This is a genomic window from Prevotella melaninogenica, assembly GCF_018128065.1.
Lineage (GTDB): Bacteria > Bacteroidota > Bacteroidia > Bacteroidales > Bacteroidaceae > Prevotella.
This window is the reverse complement of sequence record NZ_CP072359.1, coordinates 1,228,577-1,242,336: the sequence shown is the minus strand read 5'-3', so window position 1 is coordinate 1,242,336 and position 13,760 is coordinate 1,228,577. Positions and strand designations below refer to the sequence as shown.

10 protein-coding genes and 1 pseudogene are annotated in these 13,760 nt (G+C 39.0%); 6 read left to right on the top strand and 5 right to left on the bottom strand.

The genetic code is table 11. The features are described 5' to 3' along the window. Positions 1-2 precede the first annotated feature (2 nt). On the bottom strand, positions 3-218 hold the full coding sequence (locus J5A56_RS05025; protein WP_021673091.1) for a DUF4492 domain-containing protein: 216 nt from the start codon (positions 216-218) through the stop codon (positions 3-5). 194 nt (positions 219-412) lie between these two features. On the opposite strand from J5A56_RS05025, the gene J5A56_RS05020 reads away from it, so the two are divergent. From J5A56_RS05020 to J5A56_RS05005, 4 genes are all read left to right on the top strand, one after another. Beyond that, the gene (locus J5A56_RS05020; RefSeq protein ID WP_021673092.1) at positions 413-1,918 is read left to right on the top strand and encodes a TolC family protein; all 1,506 of its coding nucleotides are present in this window, start codon (positions 413-415) and stop codon (positions 1,916-1,918) included. A gap of 119 nt (positions 1,919-2,037) precedes the next feature. Continuing rightward, positions 2,038-3,024: an HlyD family secretion protein gene (locus tag J5A56_RS05015; protein ID WP_021673093.1), complete on the top strand. Its 987-nt coding sequence runs from the start codon at positions 2,038-2,040 to the stop codon at positions 3,022-3,024. A 298-nt stretch (positions 3,025-3,322) separates the two neighbouring features. After that, on the top strand, positions 3,323-4,504 hold the full coding sequence (locus tag J5A56_RS05010) for an ABC transporter permease (RefSeq protein WP_021673095.1): 1,182 nt from the start codon (positions 3,323-3,325) through the stop codon (positions 4,502-4,504). A gap of 131 nt (positions 4,505-4,635) precedes the next feature. Beyond that, positions 4,636-5,934 (top strand): ABC transporter permease, encoded by a 1,299-nt coding sequence (locus J5A56_RS05005; protein ID WP_021673096.1) that lies wholly within the window; start codon positions 4,636-4,638, stop codon positions 5,932-5,934. Positions 5,935-6,386: 452 nt separating this feature from the next. Here the strand turns inward: J5A56_RS05005 and J5A56_RS05000 are convergent, their stop codons facing one another. The 4 genes from J5A56_RS05000 to J5A56_RS04985 all read right to left on the bottom strand — a co-directional run bounded on the left by J5A56_RS05000 (position 6,387) and on the right by J5A56_RS04985 (position 12,053). Beyond that, complete coding sequence (locus J5A56_RS05000; protein WP_021673097.1) at positions 6,387-8,534, bottom strand: peptidylprolyl isomerase; 2,148 nt, start codon at positions 8,532-8,534, stop codon at positions 6,387-6,389. A gap of 100 nt (positions 8,535-8,634) precedes the next feature. Beyond that, positions 8,635-9,900 (bottom strand): hemolysin family protein, encoded by a 1,266-nt coding sequence (locus J5A56_RS04995; protein ID WP_036920442.1) that lies wholly within the window; start codon positions 9,898-9,900, stop codon positions 8,635-8,637. A 193-nt stretch (positions 9,901-10,093) separates the two neighbouring features. Further along, a complete protein-coding gene (gene lptC / locus J5A56_RS04990; protein WP_036920443.1) occupies positions 10,094-10,744 on the bottom strand; it encodes an LPS export ABC transporter periplasmic protein LptC in 651 nt (216 codons plus the stop codon). 1 nt (position 10,745) lies between these two features. Beyond that, the gene (locus J5A56_RS04985; RefSeq protein ID WP_021673100.1) at positions 10,746-12,053 is read right to left on the bottom strand and encodes a hypothetical protein; all 1,308 of its coding nucleotides are present in this window, start codon (positions 12,051-12,053) and stop codon (positions 10,746-10,748) included. 155 nt (positions 12,054-12,208) lie between these two features. Here J5A56_RS04985 and J5A56_RS04980 point away from each other — a divergent pair. Both J5A56_RS04980 and J5A56_RS04975 read left to right on the top strand, forming a co-directional pair. Then, a pseudogene (locus J5A56_RS04980) lies at positions 12,209-13,383 on the top strand (DUF4105 domain-containing protein). A gap of 6 nt (positions 13,384-13,389) precedes the next feature. Next, positions 13,390-13,758, top strand: coding sequence for a hypothetical protein (locus J5A56_RS04975; RefSeq protein ID WP_021673102.1), 369 nt, complete (start codon positions 13,390-13,392; stop codon positions 13,756-13,758). Positions 13,759-13,760 lie beyond the last annotated feature (2 nt).

Below are 13,760 nucleotides of genomic sequence, written 5' to 3'. Positions count from 1 at the left end.
AACTATCGCTTCATCAGCTGTTGTTCAATAAAATCACTTTCTTTTCCAGCTTCCGCATTCTCTTTTAGAAAGTTTGGAAAGAAGAATATTTTCAACACAAGAAACATAATGACCAGTTTAATTATTATCACTGTCCATAGCGTCTTACCTAATGTCATGTGTCGGAAACCATCGTAATAAAGGTCAAAGACACGATAAAAGAAACCGTTTTCGTTCACTGTATGAAATGTTTTCGTACTTGTATTTTATACAAATCTCACGTGCAAAGATAAACATAATTTTCTAAAATTGTTCTATATTTCCCTAAAAATAGGTAGATTTTTGAATTTTAATGAATAACACCTTCTATTTTTCTTGCTAATCAATGTAAAAGGAGTATTTTTGCATTTAGTTTTATTGAGAAATTCAGATAATGAAGAAAATACTCACCATAATAATGTTTTGGGGTGCAACCTTGGGTGTTCATGCACAAGCAGTGTATTCCTTGCAGCAATGTCGAGAACTTGCTTTACAGAATAATCGCCAATTAAAGGTATCTCGGATGACTATAGATGTAGCGGAGAATACTCGTAAGGTAGCTAAGACTAAGTATCTTCCACGTGTTGATGCACTCGCTGGGTATCAGCACTTTTCACGTGAGATTTCACTTCTCAGTGATGAGCAGAAGATTTCTTTTAGTAATCTTGGAACAAATACATTTGGTCAGTTAGGTGGTCAGATTAGTCAGAATCTCAACTCACTTGCACAACAAGGTATTCTTAGTCCACAGATGACTCAGCAGCTTGGTCAGCTTTTCAGCAATGTTGCTACACCACTCGCTCAGGCAGGAAATAATATCGGACAGCGTATTAATGATGCATTTCGTTCAAACACAAAGAATGTTTATGCAGGTGGTATTGTTGTAAATCAACCTATTTATATGGGTGGGGCTATCAAAGCTGCAAACGATATGGCGGCTATTGGAGAGCAGGTTGCACAGAATAATATTAGCCTTAAGCGCCAGTTAGTACTCTACGGAGTTGACAATGCGTATTGGCTTGCTATTTCCTTAAAGAAGAAAGAGGCTTTAGCAATACGTTATCGCGACTTAGCACAAAAACTAAATGAGGATGTCAAGAAGATGATACGTGAAGGTGTGGCTACACGAGCTGATGGTTTAAAAGTTGAGGTAGTAGTTAATACTGCTGATATGCAGATTGCCCGTATTCAAAGTGGTGTTTCATTGGCAAAGATGGCATTGTGCGAACTTTGTGGTCTTGAGTTAAATGGCGACATACAGTTATCAGATGAAGGAGATGCTGACCTTCCTCCTACCCCATCTACACAGTTTGACAATTACATGCCCTCTGCTTCAGATACTACAAGGCTTATGGAGTCTCGTCCAGAGTTACGACTCTTGCAGAATGCAATTGATATGAGCAAACAAAATACAAAACTTATTCGTTCGCTCTATCTTCCTCACGTACTTTTAACTGCTGGCTATTCCGTATCGAATCCAAATCTCTTTAATGGCTTCCAGAAGCGCTTTACAGATTTATGGAACATTGGAGTGACTGTTCAAGTACCAGTATGGACTTGGGGAGAAAACAAATATAAGATTCGTGCGAGCAAGACAGCTACAAGTATAGCACAGATGGAAATGGTTGATGTACGTAAGAAGATAGATTTGGAAATTGAACAGAATAGACTCCGACTTAAAGATGCTAACAAACAACTTGCTACCTCTCATAAGAATATGGCAGCAGCAGAAGAGAACTTACGTTGTGCCAATGTAGGCTTTAAGGAGGGTGTAATGACTGTTACAGAAGTCATGGCAGCGCAGACGGCTTGGCAAACTGCACGTATGGCAATTATTGATGCGGAGATTAGTGTTAAATTAGCACAGGCAGGATTGCAGAAGGCACTTGGTGAACTATAATGGAAGTTTGAAGTTTAGGTTTATACTATCAATATGATAAAATGTCATAAACTCAACTCTAAAAAATGCTTTTAGAAGAATAAAATATTTAATATTAAAAAATCAAACCTCATAGAACTATGTCAGCAAAATCACAACATAATAACATCCTCTTAGCCGTCTTAGGCTTTGTCTCAGTGGTCGTTATTGTAGCCATTATTGGTTATTTTACGATTGATCGTACTGATGAAGTTATACAAGGAGAAGTTGAAGTAAGCGAATACCGTGTTGCTTGTAAGTACCCTGGACGTATTACCGATATAAAAGTAAAGGAAGGTGACGTTGTCCATAAGGGAGATATCCTTGCAACATTAGCTATTCCCGAGGCAGATACACAAGAGAAAGTGGCAGAAGCTGCTGCTGGTGCAACTGACGCATTGAGTGCCTTGACAGAAGGTCCTACTCGTCGTGAAACGGTTGAAAGTGCCTATCAGATTTATCAGCAAGCGATTGCTGCAAATAGTATTGCCGAAAAGACCTATGGTCGTATGCAACGATTATATGATGAAGGCGTGATGAGTGCACAGAAACGTGACGAGGCTATGGCTGCATACGAGGCAACGAAAGCTGGCGTCGAGGTTGCTAAGTCGCAGTGGGAACTTGCTAAAAATGGTGCACAGAAAGAAACAAAAGAGGCTGCAAAGAAGCAAGCCCAAGCTGCACGTTCAGCCATTGATGTTGTTCGCTCAGTGTTGAAAGAAACTGTACAGCGTGCAACAGAAGATGGAGAAGTAGAAACAATCTATCCCAAAGTGGGAGAACTTGTTGGCTTAGGTAGTCCTATTATGAGTATCTCTATGGTTGATGATATATGGGGTACTTTTAATGTTCGTGAGGATCAACTCAAGAATATGAAGGTTGGGACATTGCTTAAAGCCTTTGTTCCTGCTCTTGACAAGACCATCGAACTGCGTGTAACTTCCTTGAAGGATAAAGGTTCTTACGCTGTGTGGAAGGCGACTAAGACCAACGGACAATATGATTTAAAGACATTCCAAGTAAAAGCAAAACCAATAAAGAAGGTTGAAGGTTTGAAACCTGGCATGTCGTTGATATTAAAGAAGTAGGACCTCCCCCAACCCCTCCAAAGGAGGGGAGTTACCTAATGGGGTATTCGTTGTCGAATAATGGCAAAAATAAAACTCTCTTAGTATTTTATACTGATGTGTTGAGGGTAAACACATGTGGTGTTGATGGTAAGCACCAATTGTGCGAAGGTCTAACACCAATGCTTGAGGGGGCATACTTTGCTGATAAACTATTAAACTTCTATTATTTAAAGACCATCTATCAAAGGAATTTAAAGCTCGTTCTCCTCGTGTAATACCCCTTTATAGAAGGAGTTGAGGAGTCTTTTTAATCATAATGAAGAAATTACTCATATACATAAGAAGACTTATCAATCTTTCTGCACGTGAAGTAGGATTGATGATACATAACCCTATATACATCTGTTGTATGGTGGTTTTTCCTCTTGTCATTATCTTCTTCTTTACTTCATTGATGAATGAGGGACAGCCAGAGAAGCTACCATGTGGAGTGGTTGATTATGATAACACTTCAGTTACACGTGCCATGATTCGTCAGTTAGATGCTTTCCAAAACACACGTGTAGCAGGTCATTACACCAATGTTGCTGAAGCACGTAAGGCCATACAGCGTAATGAAATATACGGTTTCCTCTATATCCCAGAAGGAACAACGGCAAAGCTCATTTCTCAACGTCAACCTGAGATATCTTTCTATTATAGTAATGTGTCACTTGTTGCAGGCGGTATGCTTTTCAAAGACCTCAAAACCGTTACGACACTTAGTTCAGCAGCTGTTGGTGCAGCTAAGTTGCAGATGCTTGGAAAGACTTCCGATGAGATTAAAACAATCATTCAACCTATTGTACTTGATGTTCACATGGTAGGCAATCCTTGGATGAACTATAATGTTTATTTGAGTACTGTCATGATTCCTGGTATTCTATTACTGTTTATGTTTCTTATTACAGCCTACTCTATTGGTACAGAATTAAAGTTTGGACGAGCTAAAGAATGGATGTCAATGGCAGGAAATCATATTCTTATTGCCCTTACGGGTAAACTGTTACCACAGACGCTCATATTTTTAACCATCTTTTTAGGGTATGAATGGTATATATATGGTCACCTAAATTTTCCACACTCTGGTGGTCTACATACGATTATTTTCCTTGCCCTTCTCACCGTATTGTCGTCACAAGGCTTTGGAGTTTTCGTCTTCGGACTGATGCCATCCTTGCGAATGTCAATGAGTGTATGTTCTCTTTGGGCGGTAGTAGGCTTCTCAGCTTGTGGTGCAACCTTTCCACTTTTTGCAATGGATGGTATGATTGAAGCATTGGCTCAGACTATCCCACTGCGCCATTATTATATGATTTATCAAATATGTATCTTCAATGGTTATCCGTTGATTGATGCCTGGGTTAATGTGTTAGCATTGGTTATCTTTGCGTCACTTCCAATCCTTGTGATTAGAAATATAAAACGGGCTATGGTAGAGTATGTGTATATTCCATAAGGACTATGTCTTATCTTATAATAGGAGAAATACCTACAGAAGATTAAAGAGGAAATGGACCCTTCATAATCTATTCCTCTATTAAACCTCTAAATAACCTCTCATAGACGAAGACTCAATAAATTGCAATTATGTCAGATACGGAGAAAACAATAAAACCGATTAATAAAAAGAAAGCAAGCTCAGGAGCACTGAGTTTTATTTCTTCTCTTTGTTATATATGGTGGTTGGAAACAAAAAGTACGATTAAGGACGAAGGAGTTTTAATATTCTTCCTTCTTGTTCCTTTGGCTTATCCTCTTCTTTATTCATGGATATATAACAATGAAGTGGTGCGTGAGGTGCCTGTAGCTATTGTAGATTTGTCTCACTCCGCCTCTTCTCGTGAGTTTATTCAAGATTTCGATGCATCACCCGATGTGCGAGCCGCCTACTATTGTAATAATCTAAAGGAAGCAGAAACATTGGTAGGGAAGCAAGCTGTACATGGTGTACTTTATTTTCCAAGTGATTTTGACCGCACTTTGCATCGTGGAGAAAAGGCATACGTAAGTGTCTATTGTGATATGAGTCTGATGCTTACCTATAAGGCAATCTACCAGACTGCATTGGCGGTATCAATGGAAATGGGGACTGATATAAAAAAGAAACAAGATTTATCGTTTACGAAACGGGATGAAGAAGTAAGCACTGAACCAATGATCGTAGATGCTGAACCCATCTTTAATACAACAGGTGGCTATGGTAATGCTATCCTACCAGGTGTATTGATTCTTATTCTTCAGCAGACTTTGCTTCTTGGTATTGGTCTATCGGCAGGTACTGCACGTGAAAACAACCGATTCCAAGACCTTGTTCCTATTGGTAAACACTATAATGGTATCATGAAGATTGTACTTGGTAAATCCTCTTGTTATTTCATGATTTATAGCGTGATGTCGGCTTATATCACAATGGTTGTCCCCCATTTATTCAATTTCACGATGCTGGCTCGCCCTGCTGATCTCTTTTGCCTTCTCTTGCCATATCTATTAGCGGTTATTTTCTTTGGTATGACAATCTCTTGTCTTGTACGTTATCGTGAGAATGTAATGCTTTTAGTAGTCTTTACATCCATTCCTTTCCTTTTCCTTACTGGAGTTTCATGGCCACAGAGTAATATTCCTGGTGGATGGCAAGGGTTTAGTTGGCTTATTCCTTCAACCTTTGGTGTTCGTGGCTATCTACGAATAGCATCAATGGGTGCAACTATTGATGACATACTGCCTGAAGTGCGTGCGTTATGGATTCAAGCAGCTGTGTATTTTGTAACAACCTGCTTTGTCTATAGATTCCAAATTATCAATGCACGTAAGCATGCAATCTCGCACTATCAGATGATTCAAGATAGAATTAAAACAGCACGCGAAAAGCAGACAACAAGTAAATAAGCATCTTTTGTAATAGGCTAAACTATATAATAGATGGCATGGTCGAAAAGACCAGCAAAGTATCTAAATCAATTAGCCGATTTCGTTTTACCGAGCAAGCCATAAACTTAATTTCCTGTCATTCCTATCACTTATAGTAGATACTTAACTTGTTATATTATAATAATATTCATAAAATGTTAAAAGTGACAGCAAACTAAAAAAAACATTCTTGTATTATCTGTAATAATATCTCTCTTATTTGGGAACACTTATCCTTCCAAAATTTGGAAGGACTTTTTATAATTAGCCTTTTTGTGTACCTTTTCCCCACCTTTATCCTACTGAGACTTTTTATTCATATACCAAAAAGCTACAAAGAATAATTATGAATTTAGTAACAATATTAAGTAAAAAAACGGATGTACTTTGATAGTACATCCGTCTTATATATTACAATGTATTATTATCCCTTAGAAGAAAAGGTAACGATTATCAACAACGTTTGCTTTGAGGATAAGATCCTGCATGAAGTTGCCTACTAACTGCATATTCATCTGAGCATCCTGCTGCATTGTCAAAGTCTCATTATACTTAGAACCTGCACGCATAGCTTTCTTTTCAACTTGGAATACGTAAACGCCAGCGTTACCTTTCACAGGTGCCTTAGAGAACTTGCCAGCTGCAGTACCAGCTACTGCGCCAGAAAGAGCTGGCTCAACAGAACCTGTTGCCTGTACGAAAGCAGGAGCAGAGAAAGTAATTTGGTTTACAGGAGTGACTTTAGCACCCTTTGCCTGAGCTGCAGCGATAGAGTTTACACCCTTGAGCTTAGCCATGAGCTTTTCGGCCTTCTTATCCTTTATTACCTCACGTTTGAGAATCTCCTTCACCTGTGCGTCATCCCATGCACGATAACCCTTTGGATGAACAGCTGTCAAAGCGATAACCAAGAGATGATCATTGTTACCGCACTCGTATAGGGGTGATACATCACCCTGCTTAGCCTCAAAGAGCCACTTAAGTGCATCACGTGTACCTTGAATACCTGCAACATAATGCTCTGCTGTAGAAATGTCGTTGAGTGACTGCACTTGATAGCCTGACTTAGGAGCGTTCTTCTCAAGGTCAGCTACGTTAGTACTCTTAGCAACAAACTCAGAGAACTTATTGTAAGCATCGCTGCGTGTTGCCTTAGAGAAATCTATAACCTTCTTGATAACAGCAGCAGTAGTCTTAGTTGTGAAATTCTTTTTATCAAGTACTTGCAGAATTATGCTACCCTGTGCAAGAGAAAGGTTCTGAGTTGCATTTACCTCACCATTGAGCAAGGCATTCACAAATGTACGATTATCCTGACTCATACTTGGAGCCATTTCATACTGCTGACCTGTAAACCAGACTTTCTCACCAGTCTGACCATAACGCTTTGCAAGTGCGTCGAAGTCTGCACCACCAGCCAATGCCTTTTGGATTGAATCAGCTTTAGCACGTGCTTCTTCGATAGTAGCTGCTGCAATATTAATCTGTCGGAACTGAATAGAGTCTGCCAACTGTGCCTTTGAAAGTACACGGATAATATTCAATGTGTTGTCCTGCTTATTCTCTGTTACACCTGTTGTTCCCACTGAAAGAGAATCAATCTTTGATGCTATATCAGGATACTGCTGATAAGCTTTGCTGCTTACAGGGAGACCGAGATAAGAAATCTCAGAGCCACTCTTGCTAACAACAGCAGCTGGATCCTCAGCAGAAGCAAGCTGCTTCTGGAATTCATTCATCTCCTTAACAACCTGATTGCGGTCAACAGTGCTTGCCTTAATCTGGAAGTCAACAAACTTAATATCACGTGTCTCAACATTCTGACGGAAAGCTGGCTTTAGTTCTTCATACTTTGCCTTAAGGTCTCCGTCAGTAACCTTAACATCAGCATCCTTTACAGTACTGTAAGCTAAAGATGCCAACTGAATTTGGCTCTCTTCGTTGTTGTCCTTAAAGGCCATCTTAGCCTCTGCTTTGTTTGAGAGAACACAGCTTGCAAGCAGTGATTGATACTTCTGGGCAAGCAACTGTGAGCGAAGATTCTTCTCAACAAAGAGCCAATAATCATAAACAGCCTGCATCTGCTCAAGCTGTGGAGACTTAGCAGCTTTTGCCTTGTTATAGCTGTCAAAGAACTGCTTAAGAGCGTTTACATCAAAACGACCAGTCTGCTGATTAACGAAAGGAGTCTGCGCCAAAATTGGGTTGGAACCATCATTTAATACATTCTGCAATTCATTCTCAGTAACCGTAAGACCAACTTTTGCAGCATCAGCCTCGATAACACGATTGCTTACGAGCTGCTGCCATACCTGATCCTTTACTTGGTTAAGTTCCTGCTCTGTGAGGTTATCACGTTGCATAGTGAACTTTATTGCTGACTGATATTCATCAATCAATTTCTGATAATCCTGAACACTAATCTTTTTGCCCAGAATTTCTCCAATCTGCTGACGTGCTTCCCCCTTGATACCATTACAAGAGCGGAAACCCTCTTCAGCTAAGAATGCAAACAAGGCAAGACCGATAGCTGCTACCAGCATGCCTCCTTTGCTTCTGATTTTTCCTAATGCTGCCATTTTAGATTTATTATTTGATTTTAATTATTCTATTCAGTATGACAAATTGCCCACAAAAATACAAAAAAAAGGGCAAGTATCATAATTTTTCATTCAGAAATTACTCTCTGCCATTGACTTTTAGGCGTACGAGTTCTATTTTTGTCATGGTCTTCTTAATTATCTTAAACTCATATTGTCCTACTGTAACGATTTCGTTTAGTTTCGGGAAACTTTCATAAACATGTAACAACAAGCCACCAACTGTCATATAGTCATCGTCCTCTGGCAAATCAAGGTTAAACATTTCATTCACCTTGTCTATCTCTAAACGAGCTGAAAGAATGTATTCATTGTCATTTATCTGTTTAGCAATATACTTTGTATTATCATGCTCATCCTCGATTTCACCGAAGATTTCCTCTACGATATCTTCCAATGAAACAATGCCACTGGTACCGCCAAACTCATCCACAACCACTCCCAAACTTTTCTTCTGAAGGAGAAAAACCTGCATAAGTTTATGTGCTGCCATAGTCTCTGGTACAAATGGCATCTGTCGGACATGATCTTTCCAATTCTTTGGAGAACGGAACATCTCTGAAGAATGAATATAACCTTTGATATGATCGATATCTCTTTCATAAACAATGATCTTAGAGTTACCGCTCTCTATAAACATCTGTTGTAGTTCTTCCAATGTAGAATTCTCTTCAACTGCTTTAATTTCAGTACGAGGTACCATACAATCACGCACCTTAGTATCTTGAAATTCCAAAGCATTTTGGAAAATCTTCACCTCGTCTTCTATGTCATCTTCATTCTCCGCATTCTCTATAGTACTCTGTACAAGATGATCAAGGTCAACCTTTGTAAAGGTACCATCATTCTCTTCCTCATCCATCTTTACACCAACTACACGCAAAAGAATACGTGCCAAAAAGGTTGCAAAGCGACTGATAGGCCAAAGGATTATGAAAAAGACATAAGCCAATGGGGCAAAGAAGGTAAGTAAACGGTTAGGATTACTCTTAAATAAAGTTTTAGGTAAGAACTCACCAGTAAAAAGGATAACAATCGTTGATGCTAAAGTATCCAATACAACACGTGTTGCAGAATCAAACGAGACAAACAAAGTTGTATCAAAGAATTGCGCAAAGAAGATACCATAGATAACAAGAACTATATTGTTACCAACAAGCATCGTAGATACAAAGCCATTTGGATTGTTATAATAAATGGTCAGACACTTTTGTGCAATACCATTTTTCTCCTTATCCATCTCTGCAAGGAGACGATTACTCGCAACAAAGGCTATCTCCATTCCTGAAAAGAATGCAGAGAGTACCATTGTAATGATGATTCCTATAATTAAACTTATATCCAATTTCTATAATTATTTAGCACTGTCCTATAAATATCTTCCTTGAAGTTAGTCATCTATATCTTAATTAGTGACAACCACAACGGACTTTACTTCCTTTCTTCTATCAATATATCCATACTCATCATATATAGTACTGATGGTAAACACCAAGTGCATCAATGGCATCACCAATTGATAGATGCTAAAGTTGAAGTTACTTTTGAAGAACTATGGGTCCTTTCATGCTATCAACATGTGTGGTATCCATTGGTGGAAAGGCAGGACCGGCAGGCGACATAAACTCTTCATTAGAGAAGATGCCCCACCCTTTTGTCTGACGTATCTCGTAATTTGTCATCTGTTCATCGCTACGGAACCAGTTCCCTTGTAGTTCTTTATCTGGTGTCTTTAGATGTGAGTAAGTATATGACCACATCTGATGTTCACGTTCATCCCAATAGAGTTCATTACTATAAAAGTTAAGCCCCTGCGCTGTAAGGATTCTAACACGTCCTCTAAGTTCCCAACGACGATCCTTATCAAAGTAGACAGCAGAGTCACATTGAATGTAACCCACTACGTGCTTCTTCAAGTCAAATTGAGTAAGTAGAATTCCTTTATTGAAAGTCCAGCGTGAAGGTCTCTTATTCTCATTGATTTCCCATCGCTCCGTAACAATACGATACTTGATTACTCCAGAGTCTGAAATAAGCGTATTAACACCGTATGTTGTCATCACCGGAACAGAGTCACGGTCATGAATAGCAGGAGCTGTATGCTCACGCTCCTCCGTACAAGAAGCTATGACACAGCTCACTATGAATAATACTAAGCCAATGAACAGAGAATAAAGGCTTGAACGCATGTTATTCAACCTTAAACTTAGCAAACCAGCGCTCATTAAAGGTAAAGCCAACATTGATACGGAATGTATTCTCCTTAATCAACCCTGTAGCACTTTGGTTCACCCATTCTGCACTGACATTCAACATACTACGATTATTATAACTATTAATGATTGGGATACCAACACCAAGGCTTGCTGAAAGTTCGCGTGGACCATCCACACCATTTATCTTTAGATAAGGACTGGTATAGCTAAGACCTGCACGATAGTGCATACGACTAAAGAAACCGCGATAGCGTTCGCCCTTGCAGTAGTCACCACCCAAGGTCAACTTATGACGATCATTGAATTGTCCATCAACAAGATTAAAACTTGTCGTACCATTAACAGTGCTGATCTGTGGATATTTTAAGTTAGCCCACTTCTGCATCTGATAATCAACCCCCAACTTCAATCGGTTATTATGATTCCACATCAAACCAACACCAATAGTGTGAGGAAGTTCAAGAGCATTTGAAACAACATAATGAGTAGTGTCAGATATGCTTGTCTGTGAATTTGTTGAAATCAAGTTACATTCAGCTTCTGCATCTAATTTATGGCCAAGAGAATAAGCAAGCCCTAAAGTAATCTCATTCTTCTTGTCTATTGCATAAGTATATTGCGCACCAAAATCAACTTTATAACTCTTTACTTGTGTAGAATAATTCTTTGACAGCGTATTAACATAACTATCACTATATGCATTCGTTGAATTACGATTCAATGTACCCCACAAATATCCTATGTTTGCACCAAACGAGAATCCCTTGAACGGCTCCCAACCAGCACCTAAATAAACAAGATGTAAACCACCATTTCCATTATATGTGTTGGAATATGTAGCATTTACTGAAGAGGTACTTGGGAATGCATTGACATTCTGAGTATTACTAAAGTTGTAACCTACGTTTGTATAAGGCAAGACACCAAAGCTTACACCCACATGTTTAAAAGCCCTGAATGATGCAACAACATATTCAATATCTGCATTTTTAGCATTAACCTTATTACCATTTTCCTCAAAGTTAGTCAGCTGAAGACTAACACCTGCATCAAATATGAATGAAAGAGAGTCAACCGAAGCGTATGAAGCAGGATTCATATAGTTCACCTGATTACGCTCATGAAAACCGTATGCCAATCCGTTCATACCACGATTAAAACTTGTTGCCTGAGATGCCAATGCGCCTAAACCATATTGGCTATAAGGAGAGTTGGTCCCACTTTGGGCTGACGCTTGTACGGCAAGACCTGCAAGGAATGCTGCTGCAATTATCTTTTTCATTCGCTTTCTTTTTCTTATTCTGACGTTGTGTCTAAACAATATATTGGCGCAAAGTTATTAAAAAAAATCTATATTGCAGAAAAACAATAAAGGATTTTGATTTTTAATAAGCTTTCTTTGTGCTATCAGGCTTTTTTACTACCTTTGCGCAGAAAATGAAAAAGGGAATATTATATATTGTACTGACTTTCCTCCTGTCTGTCGTTAATCTTACAGCAGGAGCACAAGCTTTGAGCAATGCTGATAGCATTCAGATATCCCTTTTAACTTGTTCACCAGGGAAAGAAGTCTGGACGCAATACGGACATACTGCTATTCGATATTACGACAAAGAAAGTGGAGAAGACCTTGCTATTAATTATGGTACCTTTTCGTTTGACCAAAGCTACTTCATTCCCCGTTTTGTTCTTGGTATGACAGATTATCGCATGGGAGTTCAGCCTATGGATGCATTCCTGTCACAATATAGTTATGAGGGACGAGGCATTACAGAACAAGTTTTACGCTTATCAGCTAAAGATAAAGAAGTTATATACGAAGCACTACAGAACAACTTAAAGCCAGAGAATGTAGTTTATCGTTACAACTATTTTTTTGACAATTGCACCACGAGGGCACGTGATATGATCGTCAATCACTTGCATGGGAAAGTCGTCTATCCTCCTGCAGACCAAGATGCAACGTTCCGTTCTATGATACATAAATGGAACAACAAGGATAAATGGGCACAATTCGGAGAAGACCTCCTACTCGGTGTGAATGCTGACTGCAAGACAACAAAGGCAGAACAACAGTTCTTACCAGAGAACCTAAGGAGCGATTTTGCTAAAGCAACCTACAATGGAAAGCCTTTAGTAAAGGAAACTAACGTACTCTTGACAGCTAAGGCGGATACGGTAGGTCCAGCCTTCCCTCTCTCTCCACTTACAGTAGCGATTCTGTTTGCCGTCGTTAGTCTTCTAATGATGGTCTTTAGTTATCGTAGACAGCAGGTTTATAGGGCTTGGGATGTAGCTTTGATGGTGATATCGGGGCTTTTAGGAATTGTCTTTTTTATAATGATTTTCTCACAACACCCTTGTGTTAGTCTGAACTTTATCCTACTCTTCTTTAATCCTTTACCACTGTTCTTCCTTTACAGCACGATTAAAAGAAGAAAGTAATGTGGTGGAAGATATGGGGAGTACTCATTATTTTAGGACTTTTCGGAAGTTTAATCCAAGAAATACCACTGCCAATACTAATTGTGGCATCATTCTTGCTATTACATTGCATATTACATTTACGAATTAACAAATCGGTTACACCCGTGAGTGATTCAAAGAGATAAAAGATAATGAATAAATACATCACCACTTTACTTGTCGTTCTTGCGACAACAGGAGTCGAGGCACAGAACTATCAGTCTGCGCTAAAGATTGCGTTGGGTGATGTTAATATTGAAGACCTTTGCCATCAACAAGCGTTTAAAGGTGTTGAACAAGAAATATTGTCCGTCCTTGAAGCCTTTAAACAAATTAAAGAAGATGAAGAAGTTGAGCCTGCACAAAACAAAGCAGTTTTTGTGGCAGACTTATACGAAAAACATCCAATTGATTTAATCTCTAAATCAAATAATAACCAAGAATTACAGCTATTCCTCCCTAATCCATCCTTGAGGACTGGAATAAAGATTCGTGCCCCCAATTCATTTTCTTCTTTATAATA

What these genes read in the sequence shown, in the direction of transcription:
- J5A56_RS05020 (WP_021673092.1), top strand. Translation starts at nt 413, where the DNA reads ATGAAGAAAATACTCACCATAATAATGTTTTGGGGTGCAACCTTGGGT.
- J5A56_RS05015 (WP_021673093.1), top strand. Translation starts at nt 2,038, where the DNA reads ATGTCAGCAAAATCACAACATAATAACATCCTCTTAGCCGTCTTAGGC.
- J5A56_RS05010 (WP_021673095.1), top strand. Translation starts at nt 3,323, where the DNA reads ATGAAGAAATTACTCATATACATAAGAAGACTTATCAATCTTTCTGCA.
- J5A56_RS05005 (WP_021673096.1), top strand. Translation starts at nt 4,636, where the DNA reads ATGTCAGATACGGAGAAAACAATAAAACCGATTAATAAAAAGAAAGCA.
- J5A56_RS05000 (WP_021673097.1), bottom strand. Translation starts at nt 8,534, where the DNA reads ATGGCAGCATTAGGAAAAATCAGAAGCAAAGGAGGCATGCTGGTAGCA.
- lptC (WP_036920443.1), bottom strand. Translation starts at nt 10,744, where the DNA reads ATGCGTTCAAGCCTTTATTCTCTGTTCATTGGCTTAGTATTATTCATA.
- J5A56_RS04985 (WP_021673100.1), bottom strand. Translation starts at nt 12,053, where the DNA reads ATGAAAAAGATAATTGCAGCAGCATTCCTTGCAGGTCTTGCCGTACAA.
- J5A56_RS04975 (WP_021673102.1), top strand. Translation starts at nt 13,390, where the DNA reads ATGAATAAATACATCACCACTTTACTTGTCGTTCTTGCGACAACAGGA.